A 22410-nucleotide genomic window follows, 5' to 3' on the forward strand; every position below is an offset into this window, starting at 1 on the left:
ACTGTGAAGCAGAGCACTGTGAAACAAGGAGGCGACCGGGCATGCCCAGGCAGGTGGATCATGTGAGTCGACGCCGCCTCATCGCCGAGGCCGTGTGCCACCTCGCCGACGAACGCGGGCTGGAGGGTGTGACCCTTCGCGATGTCGCCGCCCGCGCGCAGGTGTCGATGGGCGCGGTTCAGCGGTGCTTCCGTACCAAGGAAGAGATGCTCGTGTTCGCTCTCGGGCACATCAGCGAGCAGGTCAACGAGCGCGTACGGGCCCGCCTCGTCAGGAGCCCGGCCCAGTCGGCAGGCACCGCCCTGGGCCACGCGGCCGCCGAAGTCTCACTGCTCCGGGAAGAGCACCGAGCCGAGGCCAGGGTCTGGCTCGCATTCGTCGCACAGGCGGCTGTCAGCGAGGCGCTCGCAAAGACGCTCAAGGCGAACTACGCAACCCTGCAAGAGGCGTTCACCCACCTCATCACGGAAGCCGGGAAGGACGCCGACTGCTCCGTGCCCATCGATCCGCAGTTCGAGGCCCGAACCCTCCTCGCCCTTGCGGACGGCCTCACCACGCACGTCCTCATCGGCCATCTCACGCCGCAAGAGGCACACAACGTCCTCCACGCGCACCTGGCCGGTCTCTGGGAGCAACGGGTCCGGGCTCCTCACGCCGCTGGTTGACCGAAGCGGAGGGTGGAGCCCTCATCCAGAACCTTGCCACCGGGGCTCTCAGCCCTTCGGGCTGGTGAGGTATGTATCGATCACTCGCATTGCCTTCTCCGTCCCGCCTCGGCGGTAGAGCCAGTGGCCCACTACGTCCATCGTGAACAGGGACGCCTGCGGGAAGGAGCGGGCCATGCGCTGTGCGCCCGGCAGGGGGGTTGCCAGGTCATGCGTGGCGTTGGCCAAGAGGACGGGCGGGAGGTCGCCCTTCACCAGGGCGGGGCGGGGCTTTGGCGGCATGGTCCAGCCCTGGCAGCCGAGGATGACGTCCAGGGCCTGGGCGTTGTAGCGCACGTGCGGGGCGGCCTTCGCGACCCTCTTGCGGATGGCCTGGTACTGGGCGTAGTCGCGGATCCGGAAGTCGTAGTCCCGGCACAGGACGAGCCGCGAGACCGGATCGGTGCCGGTGGGGGTCCAGTAGACCTCGCCCTTTCCTGTGTGCAGGGCGGCCAGTTGCCGTGCCGTCTCCTCCTGGCTCCCCTTGCCGAGCGCGAAGGTGAGGAAGTCGGACAGCTGGTCGGCGTCGACCTTGGTCCGCGTCGGTCCGTTCGGGCCCGGGTCTCGCAGTGTGCCGGCGTCGGCACGGGCGAACAGCTTGTCCGTGACGGCCGTCAGGTCCTTGCCCTTGAGCGCGCAGGCCATGTCCTTCTCGCACCAGGCCGCGAGCCGCTTCAGGGTGTTGTCGATGGTGACGCTGCCGTCGGTGAGGTAGCGCTCGGCGTTCGGCCGGTCCGGGTCCATCGCGCTGTCGAGGGCCAGCGCGCGGAGGTTGCCCGGGAACAGCCGCGCGTAGCGTTCGCCGAGGAACGTGCCGTAGGAGTGGCCGAGGAAGCTGATCCTGCGTTCGCCGAGGGCGGCACGGATCGAGTCCATGTCGCGGGCCACGCTCTCGCCGTCCATATGGGCGGCGAGAGGGCCCGTCTGTTTCAGGCAGCTGTCCGCCAGTCGGCCGTTCAGGGTACGCAGTCGCTCGAACTCGGCCGCGCTGCGGGGGCGGGCCGGGATCGAGTCGAGGATGGCCTCGTCGCAGCCGGCGTTCTGGCTGCGGCCGATGCCGCGCGGGTCGAAGCCGATCATGTCGAAGCGCTGGAGCATGGCAGGGGCATAGCCCCCGATGGGGTCGTCCGCGTACAACGCATCATCGGCCCCGCCTGCCCCTGGGCCGCCCGGGTTCGACATCAGGACGCCGATCCGCCGCGCGGGGTCGGTGGCCCGGTAGCGGGCGACGAAGAGGCCGATCTCCGGGCCCTTCGGCTTCGACCAGTCCAGCGGCACCTTGACCGTCGCGCACTGCGCCTTCGGGCTGGGGTCGGGGTAGGGCGGCTCGGCCTTGGGACAGGCGCCCCAACGGATCGGTGGGACAGTGGCGGTGGGGCCGGACGACTCCTGGGCGGCCGCCGCACCGGGGACAACCAGGGTGGCGGCGGAGGCGGACAGGGCCAGGAGTACGGAGACAACCCGCCGTCTTGTGTTCGGGTTCGGGTTCACACGCATGCTCGTGTTCATCCGCGTCACTGTTCCGACCCCGTATGACGGCACCTCCATGGGCACATGGTGAGAACGTAACAAGGAGTTCCGAGCTCGCTGTCGGAGGCCGGTTGCACCAGTGCGGGCAAGCTCGGCGGGTGTCGACGGCGGCGCCTCGCCGACTGTCGCGCGTACCGGTATAGTGAGGCGCACAACTTGTTGTTCAGGCACAGAGGCCCCGCCATCGACGATGGCGGGGCCTCTGTTTTGTCGGGTCAGGCGATACGGAGGTCGGGGCGGCCCTCGGCCGGCGGTGCCGACCGGTATTCCGGCAGGTGGATGGTCGGCAGCTTGCCGCTCTTCATCTCTTCGAGGGCGTGCGCGAAGGCGGCTTCCATGTCCGTCACGCTCTCGTACTTGGCGGCGAGTGGGTGGAGCCGATAGCGGTTGCCCCCTCGGCCTTCGGCGCGGGAGCGCAGCACGAGGTTCAGCTCGAACAGCGGCTCCATCAGCGCGCTGACGGTGGGCGGCTTCACCTTGTACTCCACCGCCATCTCGCGCTGGCTCGGCAGTGCGCCACCGTTCTCGCTCCGGAAGACCAGGTACTGAAGGAACTTCACCGGGGCAGCTCCGATGGGCAAGGCCCAGATGCGCTCAGCAACGAGCGGCGACATGACTGCAACGGCCATCGGTGCCTTCCTCCGTATCGAATCGGCTTGTCGTGGTAGCGGGCATCACCCTGTGCGCTTCCTTCTGACAGGCTCGGGCACTTCGCCATCCAGGTTAAGGTCCAGCGCCTCCTGGTGGTGAACCATCTCGGGACCAATGCTGTGCGGAAACGCGGTGGGGTCGTTGTCGTGGTCCGCGGCGATCTGGGCGAGTACCTCGTGCTGAGCTGCGCTGTTGCCCTGGAACCAGAGCGTCACGTTGAGGCGGATCCGTCCGTTCCCCGCCGATTCGAGCCACTTGTACTCGCAGAGGGTTCGGACTGCGCGGTTGACGGTGGGCCTCGTGATCTTCTTGGCGCCGGGCTTCTTGGCCGCGAGTCCGTTCAGGCCGTCGGTGATCTCCTGCTGGGTGTACTCCGCGATCCCGGTGCCGGGCCTCTGCCCGCCCGCTACATACAGGAACACGCACAGCTGGCTCTTCGTGATGCCGTTGGCGATGAAGAGCTGGGGCAGCAGCTGTGTGAACCAGTTGCTGGCGAGGCTGTAGCCGGCGCCTCCGGCGAAGCTGTGAACGGATCGAGGGTCGCTCTCGTACTCGAAGGTGACGCCCTTGAGCTTGCGCTTCCCTGTCCTGGAGGGGGTTGTCTCCTGGGTGGTCGTGCCGAGTTGCTCCCCCAGCAGGTTCAGGATGTCGTCGTACACGGCGTTGCTCTCCGGCGAGGACGCAGGAGAAGGCACTGCTCGGGGCCGACGCGGCTGGCGCGACGGCGTTTCAGATGTCACTGGACCCTCCTTGTTGCTCAGGCGGTCCGAGGCTATCCCAAAAGTTCGGCTGAGCCTTACTTTTGACGGCTCGACACGCTCTGAGTCACAGGGGTCGGCACGCCCACCTCAAAAGTTCGGCTGAGCCGAAGTTCTATTGCATGGAAGTGCCGAAAGTTCGGCTGACTCTAACTTTTGGTGTCAATATTGCGGCACATCTTGTTCGGATCGGTTCGGATCGATGCCACGGGGCGGCGCGTTCGCCCGGAACCGGCACTCCCCTGACCTGCGGTTTCTCCGGCGTGCCCAGGCGGTTTGAAAAGTTAGGCTGAGCCTTACTTTTCGGGTCAAATGTGCTGGCCAGGTTAACATTTCGACCTGCCAAATGTGTCGGCCAGAGCATGATCAACTTCGAATATGTGCAGGTCAGAGCTGTGCGGGGGCTCGGCGCCTCTTGTAAAAGAAGACCCGCACTCGACGTATGGCCCCTGCGCAAAGCCGGTGTGCATACCTGTGTCGGCCCGGTGTCATCGCGGGCGTCAGCCACTGTTCCTGAGCTGGTGTCACCGGCTGAGCCCTCTACTCGCCGTACTGAACCTCAGCCGACGAAAGCCAGCCCCGACGATAGGTTCATGGACTCTGCGGCAGGAGTGCCCACCCGAGCCACCCACTGTGCTCAGCCACTGCACCGTCTTTTCCGGCCCGGGGTTTCGTGAGCCCTGATGACCGCGATGGCTCGTGAGTTGAGTTCCGGCCGACTCGGCACCCGCCATGGACGAGATGCCCTGTAGGGCATCCAGTTGCTGCTGTTTTTGAGCCTGGGGAAGTGGGGTGATGCCAGTGAACCAAAAGGTCGCGGATTGTAGCCGAAGCCTGTGGATTGAGCCACTCCCCCGGCCGATGCAACGCTTCGGCGCTTCGTCAGCCGGTTGGTGAGCTATCACGCCGTGATAGCTCACCAACCGAAAAAAGACGATACAGCTAACGTTTCGTGCGCTCAATTGATCTACGGCGTTAGTAGAGTGACGGACTATGACGACACCCGACACAAGGGGCGACCGAGAGAAGGTCGTCTCGAAGCTGCCCTCCTGGCTCCGCCAGGAACTCAAGGTCCGCGCCGTTCAACACGGCATCGACATGCAGGACGCCGTCGAAGCCGGCATCACGACATGGCGCGGTCTCGGTTCCAACCTCTCCCCCATCGACACTTCTGGGGCGGAGTCCTTTGCTACGTTCCTGCCCTCCCAGCTGTGGACCGGATTCCGCTCGGACTGCAAGCGCCGCGGGGTTTCCCTCATCCAGGGCCTGGCCCAGTCCGTACGGGTCTGGCTGGACAGCCATCCCGCTCCCGCGGTGAAGCGCCCCGACATCGTCCGACGCGTCGTCATCTGCAATCAGAAGGGCGGGGTCGGCAAGACCGCCGTCACCGCCGGAACCGGCGAAGCTCTCGCGGAAGACCCCACCGCCCTGGTGCCGGTCCGTGTCTCCAAGCACTTCGCCGCACTCCTCGAAGAGGACGAGGAGGCTGCCAATGATCCGCTCGCTCTGGAGGATCTGCCGGGGCTCGGACAGCGCGTCCTGCTCGTCGACTTCGACCCTCAGGGGCATCTCACCAAACAGCTTGGCCATGCTCCCCTGCCGATGGACGGGGACTCCCTCACCAATCACATGGCCGGTGACGGCAAGAGTTCGCTGAGCGATCTCATCGTGTCGATCGACGAGGACCGGTTCGGTGGGCGTCTGCATCTGCTGCCCGCGTGCACCGACGCCTTTCTTCTCGACGTACGTCTCGCATCCGTCCGTGCCCGCGAGTCCGCTCTTGAGCGAGCCCTTGCTGCGGTCGAGCCCGACTACGACGTCATCCTGATCGACTGCCCGCCCAGCCTCGGGCTCAGCATGGACGCCGCCACCTACTACGGGCGCCGCCGTCCGCAGGAAGTGCCGGGCAACTCCGGCGTTCTCATCGTTGTCCAAGCCGAGGACAGCAGTGCCGACGCCTACGAACTGCTCACCTCCCAGATCGAGGACATGCGCAATGACCTTGCTCTCGACGTCGACTACCTCGGCCTGGTCGTCAACCACTACGACGCTCGCCGCGGCTACATCGCCACATCCTCGCTCCAGTCCTGGATGGCCATAAAGGATCCGCGTGTCGTAGGCGTCATCGGAGATCTCAAGGAGCAGAAGGAAGCCGTCCGCGCCAAGCGACCGCTGCTTGCCTACGCACCCCGCTGCGAACAGTCCGTCGCCCTCCGCGCCCTCGCCCGGGAGATCAGCAAGTGAGTAAGGCCAAGAACCTCGGAGCCGGTGCCTCCTTCGCACAGGCCCGACCCATCAGCGCCCGCCGGGCCGCGATCGGTGCTGCTACGGGAGTACCAACGGCCGGCGTACCCGACCCGACCGAGCTCGCTCTGAACCTCATCAGCCAGAATCCCGACAACCCCCGCGAGGAGCTCCGCGATCTCCAGGGGCTGGCGGAGAGCATTGCGGAGATCGGCCTCGTCAACGCTGTCACGGTGGCCTCCATCGAGGCCTATCTGGCAGAGCGGCCGCACCGTGCGGCTGACCTCGACGAGGGCACCCGGTACATCGTTGTCGACGGCCACCGCCGCCTTGCCGCAGCACGTCTCGCCGGAGCCGCAACGATTCGCGTCAGCGTCGACAACGCCCTGGTCTCCACCGACCAGGCGCTTCTCGAAGCGGCCTTCGTCGCCAACGTCCACCGTGACGACATGAATCCCCTGGAGCAGGCCCAGGCGCTTCGCACGCTGGTCGACTTCTATGGCTCTCAGACCAAGGCCGCCAAGAGGCTCGGCATTGCCCAGTCGACCATCTCGTCAAAGCTCTCCGTTCTGGACCTCGATCCTCAACTGCAGGCGGACCTGGTGGAGGGGCGCCGCAAGATCGAGCACGTACGGAATCTCTCCAAGCTGCCGCCCGACGAGCAGCGTCAGCAGGCGGACGCGCGGGCCGCCGCGGGTGATCAGAGGCGTTCGGCGGTGCGTGAACTATCACGGCGTGATAGCCCGGCGGGCGAGGGAGTGGCGGAGATCGAGGCCGGCGCCGACGCTTCCGATGGCCCGGATGCTCCGGGCAGCTCGGGGGAGCAGCGCACGGGGGCATCACGGCGTGATAATCCGGGGGAGCGGCAGGCTGGGCTATCACGGCGTGATAACTCGGAGGAGCAGCAGGCAGAACTATCACGGCGTGATAACTCGGGGGAGCGGCAGGCTGGGCTATCACGCCGTGATAGCCCAGGGGAGGGCCAAGCCGAGCTATCACGGCGTGATAGCCCCGGGGCTCCGGAATCGGTATCGCCTACGCACGAGGAAGTGCCCGGGCAGCGGTCGGAGCACGCCGAGCGTCAGGTGGCACCGACACAGCTTGCCCCGGGGGAGTCGGGCATCGTCGCCCTCGGGAAAGTCACCAAGATGCCCTGGCACGACGGCCATCAGGTTGCCGATCTCGTGCTGAGGAAGATGGACGAAGCGCAGCGAAAGATCCTCGTCGACAGGATCCTCGCCGAGGACACCAACTCGGTTCGGTGAATGGCCCGATGAGTTCGGGGGCGGGGGTCGGGGGCGGGGGTCGGGGGACTGGCATTGGTCCCCCGACCCTGCCCGATCCTGCCCGGTGTCGCGGTGAGACCCGGAACTGCTGGGCGCCGCAGGGGAGTTGGCTGCCTGTGCGACGGAACTCCGGTTCTCGGCCCGCAGGTTTGTGTCCTTCGGTGGGCGCGATTGGCGGGTATGCGCTGGTGGGAGCGGTTGTGATGGGGAAGCCGCTTGAGCCTGGATCCAAACGGACTTGAGCGGTTCGCGCAGTGGGGGAGCGGGCTCAGCGACTGAATGTGAGCGACTGAATGAGTGTTGGGTCGCTTCCATCGCAGACGTAAAACCGCAGGTCAGAGGCGCTTGTAGGGGAGAACAGCGACTGAAGCGACTCAAGTTTCAGGTATATGGAGACATTCATGCGTGTGCGTGTGAGCGCGTGCATGCGTCATATATAGCGAACTTGAGTCGCTTCAGTCGCTGTTTTGTGTTGCATACGCCTCTGACCTGGTGTTCTGTGTGCCTGTTGGCCAGCGACTGAGCGGCCGTCAGCCTCTGGGTACTCAGTTGCTCGGTCGCTGGGGCGCCTTGCAGATGCGTACACCTGTTCTGCCCCATGTGCCTCTCCTCTCCCTCAGATTTCGCTAATCTGATTTTGGGAGTTGAGTCGCTTCAGTCGCTGATGGGGGAAGTGAATGGCAGCTGAGCTGCAGGTTTCGCGCAGCGACCCACGGCAGTTCGTGAGATCTGCATCGGTCGCTTCGCAGCCTCTGACAACTGCCTCCTGGTGTGCGCGCCAGGGGTGGCCGGTTCATCCTCTTGCTCCGGGCCGTAAAACGCCTGTGGGTAACTGTGAGGTGTGCCGTGTCCAGGGTCATGCCCGAGGGGGGTGCGACTGTATTCGTGAGGGCCGCTGGTGTCATGGGTTTCATGCGGCCACGCTTGATTTCGACCGGATCCAGCAGTGGTGGGGTTCCCGCCCCGATCTCGGGGTGGGCGTTGCTACCGGTCCTGCCGGCCTCGTTGTCATCGACATCGACGCGCATGCGTGTGAACTCCCTGACCGGGACCGGCTGCTGCCGGGTGTCGGGATCTCCGCCGGGGTCGACCTGACCGGGCTGGCCAATGGCTTTCACACGCTGGGTGTGCTGGCCGCCCTGCGGGGCGCGGCCAGCCCGGCGGACGACGAGTCGACGCTGCGTGTCCGTACACCGTCCGGGGGGCTCCACGTGTGGTACCGCAACGACGGCGGGCACCGGTGGCAGTGCTCCTCCGGATCGGGCGGCGGTCGCGCCCTCGCCTGGCAGGTCGACGTCCGGGCGCACGGCGGGTACATCGTGGCGCCCGGGACCGTGACCCCCGCGGGTGTCTACCGGCCCGTGGGAGCCGTGCGGGTGCCCGCTCCGCTGCCCGCCTGGCTGGCCAGGGAGTTGGAGCGCACCGGGCATCTGCCGTCCGCTTTCGTGCCGGGAACCCGGCCCGTGCCGCCCCGTGCCCGGCAGGCGGTTCTCGCGGCCGGTGGCGGACGTGGTGCGGGGGAGCGGGTACTGACGGGCGTTCTCGCCGAGGTCTCCGCGTGCGCGGCTGTACCCGAAGGCGCCGCGTTCTCCGAGAAGTTGAACCGGGCCGCGTACACCGCCGGTGGTCTGGTCGCAGCGGGGCATGTCACCGAGGCCGAGGCCACGCGTGCGTTGCAGAATGCGGCCGAGCAGGCCCGCCCGGGGCAGCAACGGCGTTGTCTGGCCATCATCCGGGGCGGGCTGAACGCAGGTCTGGCACGCCCGCTGTCCCTCGGGGGGCGTGTGTGAGTGTGGACGAGGAGAGAGTCCTGTCCGCCTTCGACGTCCAGGCCGTGGCCGCGCAGATCCTTGCGCAGCCCGTCCCGGCGCCCCGGCAGAGCGAGGAGTCCGCGCGGTACACCGCCACTGCCGCACCGGAGGGGGACGGGGAGGCGACGGCGGACGGGCTGCTGCCCGACACGTTGACCGACCGCGGAAACGCCAAGTTGTTCGTCAAGCTCTACTGCAACGACTACCGGCACGTTCCTGGGATCGGCTGGTACCGGTGGGACGGCACCCGGTGGCAGATCGACGAGGACGACACCGTGATGTGGTCGGCGGGCGATCTGGCGGAGTCCATTGCCACCACCGATCCGCGGGGCGTCTACACCCCGGCCGCGTTGCAGCAGCACCGCCGCCGCACGCTGAGCACCAGCGGGATGAATGCGATGCTGACGCAGGCGAAGTCGGCCCCGGGAATGGTGCTCAACGCGGCGCGGCTGGACGCGGATCCGTACGCGCTGTGCACGCCCGCGGGCGTTGTCGACCTGCGCACCGGGCGCATCCGCCCCGCCGAGCCCACGAAGGACTTCCACTCCCGTTCCACCTCGGCCGCGCCGGAGCCGATGCCGACGCCGCGCTGGAACCGCTTCCTGACGGACACCTTCGGCGAGGGGCCGGACGGTGCGGAGATGATCGACTTCCTTCAGCTGCTGCTCGGCTACTCCGTCACCGGGGATGTCGGCGCCCAGGTCATGCCGTTCCTGTTCGGCTCCGGGAAGAACGGCAAGTCCGTACTGCTGGACGTCCTGATGAAGCTTCTCGGGGACTACGCGGACGCGGCGCCTCCCGGGTTCCTGATGTCGCGTCCGTACGAGGGCCATCCCACCGATTTGGCCGAACTGCACGGCCGGCGTGTGATCGTGTGCAGCGAAGTCAAGCCGGGGGACCGTTTCGACGAGGCCCGCGTCAAGCTGCTGACGGGTGGCGACCGGATCAAGGCACGCCGGATGCGGCAGGACTTCTTCAGCTTCGAGCCGACGCACAAGATGTGGCTGCTCGGTAACCACCGGCCCGAAGTGGGCACGGGTGGCTTCGCGTTCTGGCGGCGTATGCGGCTGATTCCGTTCGAGCGGGTCGTCTCCGACGACCGCAAGATCGACAACCTGGCGGACATCCTCGTCACCCAGGAGGGTCCGGGCATCCTCAACTGGCTCATCGGCGGTGCCCGTCGCTACCTCGGGGGAGACAAGGACCTCTCAGGCCCCGAGCGCGTCCGCATCGCGACCACGGCGTATGCCGAGACCGAGGACCACACCGGACGCTTCGTCCACGAGACCTGTCGGCTTGAGGCCGATCTGCGCGCAGAGCAGTCGCAGCTCTACGCGACCTACAGGAGCTGGTGCCAGAATGAGGGAGCTCCGGCGATCTCATCCCGGGCCTTCGCGGCACGTGTCCGCGAGGTGGTGGGATTGGCGTCACCGAAGGAAATGATCCTTTCCAACCAGCGCAAGTACTACCCGGGCATCGGCCTGCTCGCGGACGAGGAGACAGTATGAGTGCCCTCATCGCAGAGGACGAGATCGTCGACGAAATGGACCTCGTCTGGCTCGAGGACATCAGTCGGCTCGACTATGTCCGTCAGAGCCTGGACCGGTTGCCCACCCGACGCGGTAGACCCGCTTACCACCGCGACGGCCGGATGGTCGGGTACGCCCTCCTGGGGCCGAAGGCCAAGCCGTCCCGCTCCTCGGGCACGTTCAGGCGACGGGTGTTCTGGCTGCTTCCGCACGACCGGGACACCGAGCCCGACGGGCTGTACGCCAGGGGAGCGCCGGCGGAGGCCGTGGATGTGCGGACGCTGGCGCCGGGCAGCAAGGGGCACAAGACCGAGCGCTCGGAGGGCGGACCGATGTCGTCCGCGACTCGGGAGCTGCAGCCATAGTCTCAACCTCAGCCTGAGCTTCAGCTGTAGCTTCCGTACCAGTGCCGGTGTCGTTGCCACTGCCGGGCAGCGGCGTGCGCGGGACCGGCAGCTTGTCTTCCTCGGTAGATGGATTAGAAACAGTCCGTCCGGTATATTTCCATCAGCGATGGACTGCAGCCAGGGGGAGGTGTCGCTGTGCAGGGGGAGCGCTCGGTACGGGCACAGGTCGTGGTGGTCGGTGGGGGCCCCGTCGGCATGCTCGTCGCCGCCGAACTGGCCGGGTACGGGGTCGACACCGTGCTCCTGGAGTGCCGGGCCGATGTGTCCGAGCAGCCCAAAGCAACCACGCTGCACGCCCGGGCGGTGCAGACCCTGGCCCGTCGCGGTCACCTGCCGGGGCAGGGGTATCCGTACACCGACGGCGCGGCAGACAGTACTTTCCACTTCGCGGGCCTGCCCGGACTGGTCATCACGGCTCCCGCGCGGGAACCCGAGCCGATCCTCAAGTGCCCCCAGGCGGAGCTGGAGCGGCACTTCGAGGAGCGGGGGCGGGCGGCCGGCGTACGGATCCTGCGCGAGCACCGGGTGACCGAGGTCGTCCAGGAGGACGGCGGGGTACGGGTCACGGCCGATGGACCGCAGGGGACCGCGGTCTGCTTCGCCGAGTACGTGGTGGGGGCGGACGGAGCCCGCAGCACGGTCCGCGACCAGGCGGGCATCGCCTCCGACACCCATCCGGCGACGGTGTCCGCGCTCATGGGAACCGTCACGCTCGCGCAGCCGGACGCGCTCACCAAGGGCTGGCACCGCACCCCGCGAGGCTGGATCGTGGCCAAGCGCGATGCGGAGGGCAGGACACACATCCGGACGCTGAACTGCACCGGTGCTCACGCGGACCGGCAGCTGCCGCCCACTCTGGAGGAGCTGCACCAGGAGGTGTCCTGGATCGCCGGCCGGGACATCGCGATGGACGAACCGCGCTGGCTCAGCAGATTCAGCGACTTCGCGCGGCTGGCCCGGACCTACCGCGCGGGGCGGATTTTCCTGGTGGGGGACGCGGCGCATGTGCACTTCCCGATCGGTGGACAGGGCCTCAGCACCGGGGTGCTCGACGCCCTGAACCTGGGCTGGAAGCTGGCGCTGGCGCTGGCGGTGCACGGATCGGCGGACGCCGGTCTGCTCGACACCTATGACGTGGAGCGCCGTCCCGTCGCCCGGCAGGTCATCGACCACACCCAGGCTCAGCTCGCCCTGATGCGGCCAGGGCCCGAACTCGACGCACTGCGCAGGGTGTTCACCGGGATTCTGTCGGCGGACCGCGAGCACGGGCACCTGGGCGACCTGATCAGCGCACAGGACACGGTGCTCCCGGACCACACCGATGTTTCCTGCCGGGCAACGGGAACGTTTCTCCGTAACGCGGTACTCAGCACGGCAGACGGCGAGACAGATGTGATCGGGCTGCTGCACGAAGGCAGGCCGCTGCTGCTGCTCTTCGGCGAGGGAGACAGCGGCCACCGGGAGGCGGCACGGGAGTGGGAGGGGATCCTGAACGTGGTCCGCGCCCGGCCCACCGCCGAGGTGCCGCACGACGCGCTGCTGGTGCGGCCCGACGGTTACATCGCCTGGGCGCCGGGCGGCCGTGACCTGACGGAGGTGCTGTCGGCCTACTTCGTCAAGGGCGTCGTTCCCAAGGGCGTCGTTCCTGCGGGGCATCCTTGAAGGTGCACCGCAGGAACGACCGGCGCTCAGCCTGCCGCTTCGACGAGGTCCCGCATCTCGGCCGCCTTCACGGCCTCGGCGTAGACCGTGGCTCCCCGGCTCTCGGAGAGGTCGAGCGAGGCGAGGACGGAGGGCACCACCGCACTGGGCAGCACGTGACGCATCAGGGCGGAGACCCGCCCCACCAGGTCGCGGTACTCGCAGACGGCCTGCGACATGGACTGGATGCCGGCGAAGGAGCCCACGATGACATCGGCCGTCTCGGACGGCGAGATGTGGGGCAGCAACTCGCCCTGGGCCTGCGCCCGTTGGAGCAGATCGTGGCCGACCTCGGCCCAGCGCAGGAACGGGCCGCTGCGGTCGAGGCTCTGCGCCAGCTGGTCCATCGACAGCCGCACGCCGGCGCGCACCATGGGGTCGGTCTGCAGCCGGTGGGCCTGCAGCATCACGACGTCCACGATCTCCTGCACCTTGGAGGCGCGGAGCGGGACGATGATCCGCTGGTCCTGCTCCGCGAGGACGCCCTGAGCCAGGTCTTCCTTCGAGTGGAAGTGGAAGTACAGGGCGCCCTTGGTCACTCCCGCCTCGGTGAGGATCTGGGAGATCGTGGCCGCTTGGTACCCGTGTTCCTCGAAGATCTTGGCCGCCGCCGAAAGAATCGTCTGACGGGTACGGATGGCGCGTAGCTGCTCAGCCACTCTGCCTCCTCCCTCCTCAGGGTGGTCGAACGTCGGGAGACCGGTAAAGAAACCGTCCAGTTCGTATCTTACAGACCGCTTCCTCGTGTGTACCGGCTGGGGAAATGTCAGGCAGAGAGGGAAATCCATGATTCTTGTCACCGGTGCCACAGGGACCATCGGTCGGGAAGTGGTCCGCAGGATCCCTGCTGACCTGGCAGTTCGCATCATGGCCAGGGATCCGGGGCGGGTCACGGGTGCGGCTGCGGCGGCTGAGATCGTCCCCGGGGACTTTTCTGATCCGTCCTCGCTGGTGGGTGTTCTGCGTGGGGTTCGCACCGTTTTTCTGGTGACCAACCCCGGCGGGGGCGACGACGAGTGCTTCATCCGGACGGCGCGGTCGGCGGGGGTGCGGCATGTGGTGAAGCTGTCCGCCGCCGCGGTCGCGGACAGCCGGTCCGAGGACCTGATCACCCGGTGGCAGCGCCACAACGAAGACCTGCTGCGCGGATCAGGCATGGAGTGGACTCTGCTGCGTCCCCGCGCCTTCATGTCCAACGCGTTCTCCTGGGCGGGATCCATCCGCTCGGACAACGTGGTGCGGGCCCTGTACGGGGCGTCGGCCAACGCCTGCGTCGATCCGCGTGACGTGGCGGAGGCGGCGGTACGTGCCCTCACCGAGGACGGCCACGCGGGCAGGATCCACACGCTGACCGGGCCGGAGGCGATCACCGCGGTCGAACAGACGGCCCAGCTCGCCGAACTGCTGCGCCGTCCGCTCCGTTTCGAGGAACTGGGCCCGGAGCAGGCGCGTAGCGCACTGGGCGCACGCTATCCGGCGGACATCGTCGAGGCGCTGCTGGAAAGCGCGGAGCGCGGCCGCGAGGGTTCGAAGGCGGAGGTGGACGGCACGGTCACCGGTCTGCTCGACCGGCCGGCCGGAACCTTCCGCGGATGGGCGAGCGATCATCTGAGTGCCTTCGGGAATCGGTGAGGAATGAGGGCAGCGGCTGCCCAGTGAAGGCATAAGCACGATGGCTGTCCGATGAGGGCATAAGCACGGTGGCTGCCCGATGAGGGCATGAGTACGGCGGCTGCCCGGTGGGACAGCCACCGTCCGTCATGAGTAATTCACCGTTCGGCACAGGTCGGATGCCGTTCGTCAGGGGTCAGATGCCGTGCGACCCTGCGGTCACCGTGGAGTTGAAGACGAGCACACCGTCCTGATGGGCGGTCACCAGGACGCTCTGTTCGCCTTCGGGGCCCGTGCCGGGCAACAGGGACGCCTCGATCACGCACGGGGAGTCCAGCTCGACGTACCGCTTGAACTCATTGGCGATGCCGAGCGGGAGGTAGGAGGAACGGCCGAGGGCCGCCGCCGTGGCCTGGCGGGCGGCTTCGGCCAGCACCATGCCCGGCACATGGTCGACCGCGTGCTCGAAGAGCACGGGGTGCCGCGTGTCCACCCGCAGCTGCCAGCGGTTCCGCTCGCCCGTGGGGGAGAGCACGACGTCCATGGGCGACATGCGCCCGACGCTCTGCGGAGCCGCCGGGCTGATCAGCGGCAGCTGGTACGAGTTGCCGCCGGGCATGTGCTCGCCGCGCACCCGCCGGTAGACCGCAGGCGCCATGCAGGAAAACGAGCCGCCTCCGGTCGCGACGACGTTTCCGTCGCGGTGGAAGACCGCTTCGAAGCGCAGCCCCGACAGGTTCCTGCCACGCCGGTTGATCTCCGTGCAGTCGACGTCGATGCTGAGCGCAGCGGGCTCGTACCCCATCCGCAGATGCTGCGGACGTACGGCGATGTCGAGGTCCCAGACGAGGAACTGGTGGCCGAAGGGCACGCCGAACTCCGCGTGCCCCAGGAGTATGCCGATCTGGCGGAGCGTCTCGCAGCCTATGAGCGGATCGTGGTAGCCGTCCGCGACCGGGGTGAAGAAGCTGTGGCCGCGTGGCCATTGGGCGGACATGACGAAGTGGGTGTCGTCCACCCGCTCCCAGTCGGTGAGCATGACCTCCGCGACAGCGGACCGGTGTACGAGTTCCTTGGGGACGGTAGTGGTAAGAGTGGTGGGGTAGAAGCCGCCGGGCTTGATCGTGGAAGCCTTGGCGCCTCTTGTCATTTCTCTGTCGAACGCTGTTCGCTCGACCTGAAACGTGCTCGCAGACATTGCTCCCCCTGGGCTGGTGCGAGAGGTGTGGTCGGGGCTCTTCCTTGGCCGAAAGTACATACCAACCGGTTTAATTTCTAGTGCCTCTGACTGCTTGTCATCGAAAAACAGCGGAGGTGTTCATTCCGATTTGCCTGTTCTTGGAGATGTGGCCAGGTCGGCGCGTTCCGGTGCCGAGTCGGCGTCCGTTTCCGGTCCGGCATGGGTCAAATTCCGGTTCGACATGGCTCAAGCGTGACACGAGTCGCGCTTGAGTGGGGTGACTCAAGGTGCGCCCGCAGCGTTCTGGTGGGTGGATCGGGTCCCGGTGCCGGTGTTTGACGGCTGAGCACGAAATCTTTCAGAAACCGCACGCGCGGTTTGTTATAGTCGGTCTGCCCTTCGGCAAGCACGGCAACCCCCGGCAGTGACGGAGCAGTTGATGGTCAAACAGGAACGCGCGGCGCGTACGCGTGAAACCCTGATCCGGTCCGCGGCCGAGGTCTTCGACCATGACGGCTTCTCGGCGGCTTCGCTCACCTCGATCAGCTCGCGGGCGGGGGTGAGCAACGGGGCGCTGCACTTCCACTTCGCGAGCAAGGCCGTCCTGGTGGACGTCGTCGAGGAGGCGGCGCTGACCAGGCTGCTGGCCGTCACGAACGGCGCGCTGTCGCTCGGGGTGAGTCATGTGCAGATCCTCGTCGACGTCACCCATGCGCTCGCCGGCGAACTGTGTGGCGATGTGGTGCTGCGGGTCGGCTTCGCGCTGAGCGGCGACACGTCCCGCCCGAGCCGGATGGATCTGCGGGGGCGCTGGCGGTGCTGGGTCGAGGAGACGCTGAAACAGGCCGAGGCCGAAGGCGAACTGCGCCGGGGCGTGACGGTCCAGGACGTGGTGACCGCCGTGGTGGCCGCGACCGTGGGATTCGAAGTGCTCGGGGTGCGGGACTCGACGTGGCTCTCGGCGTCGACGGTGGCGCGGTTCTGGCGGCTTCTGCTGCCGACGCTCGTGCCGGCGGTGCGTCTCGACGGAATCGAGGCCGGGGGAACCCGGCGTCCGTAGGCGGTGGTCGTGACGGAGTCCCGGTCTATTGCCACGGAGCCCAGTGCCTTTTGCCGCGGAGCCCCAGTCTTTCGCCATGGAGCCCCGGTCCTTCGCGCCCTGCGAAGGGCCGGGGCTCCATGGCCGGTTGTGGTCGAGGTGGGTCGGCCGGTCGCCGATCAAGGAGAAGACCTGGCGGTTTGTTTTGGCGGGTTCTCTCTGTTCCGGATGAAGGATGGGTTGGCTCTCCAGTGGGCCTCCGTACCCTCGCTGCACGGTAACTGCGCGTCTCAGAGTGGGTATTTGAGGGTCGTCAGGAGCGCGTCCCGATGGACGAGAAGGAAGTCCTGACCCGGTTCAAGAACGGCCATCTGGACCGGGCCCAGGCGGTCGCGCTGCCGACCGGCGCGACCGGTGCCGCCGCCACCGGCCCGGCGCCCGTCGTTCTCCACCTGCCAGACGCCTGGCCGGAGCGGGAGCGGGAGCAGGAGCGGGGCGCCGACGCCGTCGGCGGATCCGCCGCGCCCACATGACCGGGCTGCGGCCCGACGGGGTGGAGATGGCCGCCGCGATCACCGCCGCACTCGACGAGGCGCGGCTGCTGCCCACGGACATCGACTACATCGTTCGGCTGTTACTCGGGCGGCGGCGCCCTCGCCAACGAGGTCGCCCAGCACATCGCCAAGCACGGCTGGCTTCCGCCGCCGGTGGCCATCGCAGGCACCGCCGCGGCCACCGAAGCCTGCGCGGCCGCACTCTCCCGCACCCTCGCCGCGGTGGCCGGCATCCGCTGACCGGCGGCCCCGGGGCGTGTCCGCGAGGTCCGGCAGCGACGGCGTCAGTGCGCGACCGCGCTGTGCCCGCAGCTGAACAGCGGTTCGGAGGTGTCGAACGGGACGTCCTCGCGGGAGTCCTCGACGGCCCGCATGGAGGACGGGAGGTCGAAGGGAAGGCTTCCCCCGGCTGCCGCCCGGTCGAAGGCCACATCGAGGACGATGTCGTCGTCGGCGCCGAAGCTGCCCAGGAGCAGGGCCGCCTCGGTGGCGAGCCCGGTGAGGATCGCGGGCCGGTCGAGATGCACGTCGATGACGGTGGGGACGCTCGCGCACAGCGCCCGCAGCCGGGCCAGTTCGGCGGCGGGAAAATCGAGGGACCCGGCGTGGAAGTGCTGCTCCAGGAATCCTTCCCGCTTCTCGTACGGGGCGGTCAGACGCAGCACCGCGAGGTCGGCCTCTTCGGGGCGGTCGACGAGGCGGCCGTACCGGGCGGCCGTCTCGGGGGCGATGTTCTCCACGTAGAGGGCCGGCACCTCGGGCAGTGTCCTCAGTGCCTCCGCGCGGCCGGTGAGCTGGACGAGGGACCGCAGCTGGACCCGGCGCCCCAGGAGACGGGTCTCGGCCGCGCCGACCAGGGCGCTTGCCGCGTCGGTGTCGACATAGGGGTCGTCGAAGAGGCCGAGGCGGAACTTGTCGCGCAGGATGCGGCGTACGGAGGTGTCGATGCGGCCTTCGCCGACGGCGCCGGAGCGGACGGCGTCGACGATCCAGTCGGGGCGGGTCTCACCGCCGAGCTGGTCGACGCCGGCATCGAGCTGCATGAGGACCTGCTCGGCGAGGGAGAGGTGTTCGACTCCCCAGTTCCGGGGCGGGAGTTGGACGAGTCCGGGGATCTCCATGCCGGTGAGGGAGTTGAAGTCGGTGCACACGACGCCGTCGAAGCCGTATCGGCCGCGGAGCAGCCCGTTGATCACTTCGCGGTTGAAGTTGGCGGCGACCTCGGGCAGGCCGCTGCCGGTGGGGATCGAGTAGCAGGGCATGACCTGGGCGGTGCCGGCGGCGAACGCCGCTTCCCAGGGCCTGAGGTGGTATTCGAGGTTGTCGCCGGGGAACGCCTGGTACTTGCCGTAGGCGAAGTGGGGGTCCTCCCCGCCCGCCTGCGGGCCGTGGCCGGGGAAGTGCTTGGTCATGCAGGCCACGCTGTCCGGGCCCAGGGTGTTGCCCTGCATTCCGCGGATGTAGGCGCCGAGCATCCGCGCGGCGCGGTCGGCGTCCTCGCCGAAGGTGCCGCCGATGCGGGCCCAGCGCGGTTCGGTGGCCAGATCGGCCATCGGATGGATGGCCACGCGGATCCCGACGGAGCGCAGTTCCCGGGCGGCGGCCGCGGCGAACTCCTCGACGAGTGCCGGATCGTCGGTCGCGGCCAGGCCGATCGGTTCGGGGCCCGGACTGAATCCGCCGTCGGTGTGGGCCGTCATGGGGTTGGCGGTGAATCCGTGACGGGGGTCGGAGGAGAGGGTCACCGGGATACCGAGGCGGGTGGCGGCGGCGAGGTCCTGGACGTGGTTGTTCCACGCGGCCATGGTGCCGGCGGAGGGGACCTGGATCATCGCGAAGTGGGTGATGTGCCGCTCGGCTATGAGGCCGGCGCCGGACGGCATGAAGGAGTTGTCGCCGGCGGCCATCCGGCCGTGGCACATCTGACCGGCCTTCTCCTCCAGGGTCATCCGGCCCAGGAGGTCCTCGACGCGGTCGTCGACCGGCAGGCGGGGGTCCTCGTACGGCTCCATGGTGCCGTTGTGGTTGAGGTCGCGGAACGGTGTGCCGTCTGGGTGGCGGAGGCGGGAGGTCACAGTCGTGCCTTTCGTCGGATGGCGCGGGATGCGGTGCGGCGGGTGTCAGCCGCGGGTGAGGCGGGGGTGCCGGATCAGCGGGGTGAGGGCCACGGCCGCGAGCGCGGCGAGGGTTCCGCCGAGGTAGAGCGCGAAGTAGTTCTTGTCGTCGGTCGCCGGTCCGATCGGGTCCGTGCCGAGGCCCAGGAGGAGTGGGGCGAGCAGGGGGGCGATGGACTGCGGCAGGGATTTGGCGATGTTGAACACGCCGAGCCAGCGGGCGGCGTCGGTGCTGGTGGGCATGACGCGCAGGACCAGGGCCATGTCGACGGCGTAGAAGGCGCCGAGACCGATGGCGGCGACGGTGGTGGCCAGGTAGATCGGCCACACGGACGCGGACAGCATCTTGATGGTCATGGCGGCAGCCATCAGCAGGCCGGAGGTGACGACGAAGGCGCGGTAGGCGCCGGTGCGGGAGGCCAGCTTCCCGAACACCGCCGCGGCGACGACGTTGCCGACGACGGAGAGCATGCCGGTGGTCGCGACGAGGGCGGCGGCCTCGGCCGTCGACATCTCCAGGCGGGACATCAGGTAGTAGAGGCCGAACGTGCCGATCAGGGCGTTGGCGCCCTGGAGCAGGAAGCGCTGCAGCCAGACCGCGGTGAAGGCCGGGGAGGTGCGCGGGTCGAACAGCAGGCTGGTGAAGACCGAGCGCAGGCTCACCGGGGTCCGCTCCCCGGCGGGGACGGCCTTCTCGCCGCGCAGCAGGGTCCACGAAACGGCGGCGCCCGCGGCACCGGCGATGCCGGGGACCAGCAGCAGGGCCGTGGTGTTGTCGGGTATGAGGCCGACGAGGAAGAAGGCGGGGAAGACGGAGGCGAACTGGGCGGCTCCGAACAGGCCGGACACGGTGGCCTGTTGTGCGGCCGGCACCCGGTCGGCGATCACGGCCGCGAGCGCGGCGAGCGCCGCGTTGTACGCGGCCTGGGCGAGGACCCAGCCCAGCATCAGCTGGGCGGGCGAGGACGCCGTGGCCATCACCACGGCGGCCGGCAGCCCGGCGGCGAGACCGCCGAGAATCCACGGCCTGCGTCTGCCGAAGCGCCCGGCGGTGCGGTCCGACAGATGGCCGAAGACCGGGTTGAGGACGAACGCGGCGATGGCCCCGGCCGCCATGACGGAGCTCAGCACGCTCTCCTTGTCGTCCGGTGCGATCTCATTGACCTTCAGGCCGAGAGAGGCGACCAGCGGCATGGCGAACCCGATCCCGATCAGGAGCTCGGTGAAGACCAGCCCGGCGATGACCCGGCGCGGAGCCGGGGCCTCGTCCCCGGGAAGGCGGTCGGAGGGTGGCGGCTCGGGGGCGGGGGTCTTGCGCAGCATGTCGGTCATGAGCGGGGTTCTCCTGCGGGGCGGGAGGGCGACGGGGAGGCGGAGGGGGCGGGCCGAGGAGCCGCGGTGACAGAGAGGGCGGGCCGAGGAGCCGCGGTGACAGAGAGGGCGGGCCGAGGAGCCGCGGCGGCGGTCGCGGGCAGGGCGGCATCGGCGGCGGCCTTGGCGCGGAAGCCGTCGATGGCCGCCGCCTCGACCCCGCAGCCCAGCAGGAACCCCTCGGCGCTGCCGTGACGGGCCCGCATGGTCTCCAGGAAGACCTCGATCGCCTCCCGCGGGGCCTGGAGCAGCGGCGCGGGAACGACCGGCCGTCCCGGTGCCCCGTCCCCCTCGTTGCCGAACGCGCCGTCGTTCAGGGCGATGTGGTGCCGGGTGGCGAGAGCGGCGAGGATCTCCGGGAGCGCCGTGGCCGTACGGACGTAGTCGTCGGCGATCTTGTCGTCGGGCACTCCCGCGAGTTCCAGCAGCAGTGCCACCAGGAGACCGGTGCGGTCCTTCCCCGCTGCGCAGTGCAGGAGTGCCGCGCCCGGTCCGGCGGCGGCCCGGACCGCGTCGGCCACGGCCGTGGGGGCGGACGCGGCGAGGTCGGCGTAGAACCGGCCCAGATCGGCGGAGGTCCGCAGGGAAGCGATGCCCGGGCCGGCGATGGCGTCCGTGTCGTCCGGAACGATGGGCGCCCGGACGATGGTGATGCCCGCCTCTTCGGCGGCTGCCCAGTCGTCGTCCCCGCGCTCGTCGGGACTGCGCAGGTCCACGACGACGTGGATGCCGTGGGCGTGCAGCTCCCCGACGGTATCGACGTCCGCGACGGGATCGGGCTGGGCTGAGCGGAACAGGATTCCCGGGCGGATACGGTCGCCCTGGGGGTCGGCGACGGAGGCCGGGTCGCGGAAGTTCAGCAGCGGCATGGGAGCCTTCCTGAGTCGGGCACTTCACAGAGTCGAGCAAGACATCTAGATGTCTACATGTCCTCGGTGGGGTGCTATGTCGAGCCCAGTCGTCGCTCTGCTGAACCTTGGATGAACGGGCGGTTCGTCGGGCACCCTTCGTGCGTGATCGCGCAGGTCGCACCCCATTGCGGCTCGTAGGATCCAGGGGTGTCGAACCACAGAAGAACCGCCCCGATCTACCTGCAGCTCGCCCGGAAGATCCAGGACCGGATCGACTCCGGCGACCTCCCGGCCGGCTCCCGGCTGCCCAGCGAGCCGGAACTGTGTGCGGAGTTCGACGTCAACCGGCTGACGATCCGCCAGGCCGTCGCCGAACTCGAACGCGCCGCTTCCGTCGAGATCCGCAGGGGGGTGGGAACGTTCGTCCGCGTCCCGATCGCGCGCGTCTCGATCGCGGTCGACCCGCGAAGCCAGCGCTTCGACCTGGGCAGCCTCACCACTGCCGTCCCTCGCGGGACGGCGGCCGACGCCGGTGACGTCGCGGACGGCGGCGAGCGGATCACCGCCGTCACCCCCGCGCCCGGCACCCCGGCCGACGTCGGGGCCGCGGGCCACCTGCGGTGCGATCCCGCCGAGCTCTCACGTCTGGAGAGCGTCATCGTCATCGGCGCCGAACCGTGGGGCGTCAGCAGCTACTGGCTGAAGTCCTCTCTCCTGCCCGAGGAGTTGTCCGCCCCCGGGCGAGTGGACAACGTGGTCCGTGTCCTGGCCCAGAGCGCCGGCATCGTCCTGGAATACGACTGGCGGGCCTTCAGCGCCATCGGAGCCGACATCGGCGACGCCGACCTGCTCGGCGTCCCGGCGGGCACCCCGCTCCTCGTCCGCGAAGGCGTGAGCTGCACCCCGGACGGAGAGCCCGTGCTGTTCGTGCGACGCCGCATCAACGGCGAACGCGCCCGCTTCGTCCTCAACTTCCGCCCGGACGGGGAGGGCTGAGGGACGAAGCGGGGTTGTCCGGACATTTTTGAGGCCCAGGGCGAAGGCGGTCCGCCCCTCAGGCGCGGACCGG

Annotated in this window: 19 protein-coding genes; 11 read left to right on the plus strand and 8 right to left on the minus strand. The window is 68.5% G+C overall.

Annotated features, from left to right (window positions below; translation table 11 throughout):
• The first annotated feature begins 41 nt into the window (after positions 1–41).
• The gene (locus tag OG978_RS42405) at positions 42–665 is read left to right on the plus strand and encodes a TetR/AcrR family transcriptional regulator (RefSeq protein ID WP_326770421.1); all 624 of its coding nucleotides are present in this window, start codon (positions 42–44) and stop codon (positions 663–665) included.
• 48 nt (positions 666–713) lie between these two features.
• On the opposite strand, the gene OG978_RS42410 is transcribed toward OG978_RS42405, so the two are convergent.
• From OG978_RS42410 to OG978_RS42420, 3 genes are all read right to left on the minus strand, one after another.
• Positions 714–2213, minus strand: coding sequence for an alpha/beta hydrolase (locus OG978_RS42410; RefSeq protein ID WP_326770422.1), 1500 nt, complete (start codon positions 2211–2213; stop codon positions 714–716).
• A 236-nt stretch (positions 2214–2449) separates the two neighbouring features.
• A complete protein-coding gene (locus OG978_RS42415) occupies positions 2450–2863 on the minus strand; it encodes a hypothetical protein (RefSeq protein WP_326770423.1) in 414 nt (137 codons plus the stop codon).
• A 45-nt stretch (positions 2864–2908) separates the two neighbouring features.
• Positions 2909–3544, minus strand: coding sequence for a hypothetical protein (locus OG978_RS42420; protein ID WP_326770424.1), 636 nt, complete (start codon positions 3542–3544; stop codon positions 2909–2911).
• 1092 nt (positions 3545–4636) lie between these two features.
• Between OG978_RS42420 and OG978_RS42425 the strand changes: the two genes are divergently transcribed.
• From OG978_RS42425 to OG978_RS42450, 6 genes are all read left to right on the plus strand, one after another.
• Complete coding sequence (locus OG978_RS42425) at positions 4637–5887, plus strand: ParA family protein (RefSeq protein ID WP_326770425.1); 1251 nt, start codon at positions 4637–4639, stop codon at positions 5885–5887.
• The gene (locus OG978_RS42430; protein ID WP_326770426.1) at positions 5884–7152 is read left to right on the plus strand and encodes a ParB/RepB/Spo0J family partition protein; all 1269 of its coding nucleotides are present in this window, start codon (positions 5884–5886) and stop codon (positions 7150–7152) included. Before OG978_RS42425 ends, OG978_RS42430 begins: the two co-directional genes overlap by 4 nt.
• A gap of 698 nt (positions 7153–7850) precedes the next feature.
• Entirely contained in the window at positions 7851–8963 is a 1113-nt protein-coding gene (locus OG978_RS42435; protein ID WP_326770427.1) for a bifunctional DNA primase/polymerase, read from the plus strand.
• A gap of 2 nt (positions 8964–8965) precedes the next feature.
• Positions 8966–10492, plus strand: coding sequence for a DNA primase family protein (locus tag OG978_RS42440; protein ID WP_326770428.1), 1527 nt, complete (start codon positions 8966–8968; stop codon positions 10490–10492).
• The gene (locus OG978_RS42445; protein WP_326770429.1) at positions 10489–10878 is read left to right on the plus strand and encodes a DUF6009 family protein; all 390 of its coding nucleotides are present in this window, start codon (positions 10489–10491) and stop codon (positions 10876–10878) included. Before OG978_RS42440 ends, OG978_RS42445 begins: the two co-directional genes overlap by 4 nt.
• A gap of 177 nt (positions 10879–11055) precedes the next feature.
• A complete protein-coding gene (locus tag OG978_RS42450) occupies positions 11056–12582 on the plus strand; it encodes an FAD-dependent monooxygenase (protein WP_326770430.1) in 1527 nt (508 codons plus the stop codon).
• A 26-nt stretch (positions 12583–12608) separates the two neighbouring features.
• Here OG978_RS42450 and OG978_RS42455 read toward each other — a convergent pair whose 3' ends face one another.
• Positions 12609–13280: a ScbR family autoregulator-binding transcription factor gene (locus tag OG978_RS42455; RefSeq protein WP_326770431.1), complete on the minus strand. Its 672-nt coding sequence runs from the start codon at positions 13278–13280 to the stop codon at positions 12609–12611.
• 127 nt (positions 13281–13407) lie between these two features.
• Here OG978_RS42455 and OG978_RS42460 point away from each other — a divergent pair, with 127 nt between their 5' ends.
• Complete coding sequence (locus OG978_RS42460) at positions 13408–14253, plus strand: NAD(P)H-binding protein (protein ID WP_326770432.1); 846 nt, start codon at positions 13408–13410, stop codon at positions 14251–14253.
• 175 nt (positions 14254–14428) lie between these two features.
• On the opposite strand, the gene OG978_RS42465 is transcribed toward OG978_RS42460, so the two are convergent.
• Positions 14429–15382 carry a ScbA/BarX family gamma-butyrolactone biosynthesis protein gene (locus OG978_RS42465; protein WP_326770433.1) on the minus strand — a complete coding sequence of 318 codons (954 nt, stop codon included), beginning with the start codon at positions 15380–15382 and terminating at the stop codon, positions 14429–14431.
• Between the two features lie 454 nt (positions 15383–15836).
• Between OG978_RS42465 and OG978_RS42470 the strand changes: the two genes are divergently transcribed.
• Positions 15837–16472, plus strand: a complete 636-nt coding sequence (locus OG978_RS42470; RefSeq protein WP_326770434.1) for a ScbR family autoregulator-binding transcription factor — start codon at positions 15837–15839, stop codon at positions 16470–16472.
• A gap of 308 nt (positions 16473–16780) precedes the next feature.
• Positions 16781–16984, plus strand: a complete 204-nt coding sequence (locus OG978_RS42475; RefSeq protein WP_326770435.1) for a hypothetical protein — start codon at positions 16781–16783, stop codon at positions 16982–16984.
• Positions 16985–17289: 305 nt separating this feature from the next.
• Here OG978_RS42475 and OG978_RS42480 read toward each other — a convergent pair whose 3' ends face one another.
• From OG978_RS42480 to OG978_RS42490, 3 genes are read right to left on the minus strand one after another with little or no spacing between them, the layout of a single operon-like run.
• Entirely contained in the window at positions 17290–19080 is a 1791-nt protein-coding gene (locus OG978_RS42480; RefSeq protein ID WP_326770436.1) for a glycoside hydrolase family 3 protein, read from the minus strand.
• Positions 19081–19125: 45 nt separating this feature from the next.
• On the minus strand, positions 19126–20451 hold the full coding sequence (locus tag OG978_RS42485) for an MFS transporter (protein ID WP_326770437.1): 1326 nt from the start codon (positions 20449–20451) through the stop codon (positions 19126–19128).
• Positions 20448–21359 (minus strand): tyrosine-protein phosphatase, encoded by a 912-nt coding sequence (locus tag OG978_RS42490; RefSeq protein ID WP_326770438.1) that lies wholly within the window; start codon positions 21357–21359, stop codon positions 20448–20450. Before OG978_RS42490 ends, OG978_RS42485 begins: the two co-directional genes overlap by 4 nt.
• A 189-nt stretch (positions 21360–21548) precedes the next feature.
• Between OG978_RS42490 and OG978_RS42495 the strand changes: the two genes are divergently transcribed.
• Complete coding sequence (locus OG978_RS42495) at positions 21549–22337, plus strand: GntR family transcriptional regulator (protein ID WP_326770439.1); 789 nt, start codon at positions 21549–21551, stop codon at positions 22335–22337.
• Positions 22338–22410: the final 73 nt, after the last annotated feature.

The organism is Streptomyces sp. NBC_01591 (assembly GCF_035918155.1).
Lineage (GTDB): Bacteria > Actinomycetota > Actinomycetes > Streptomycetales > Streptomycetaceae > Streptomyces.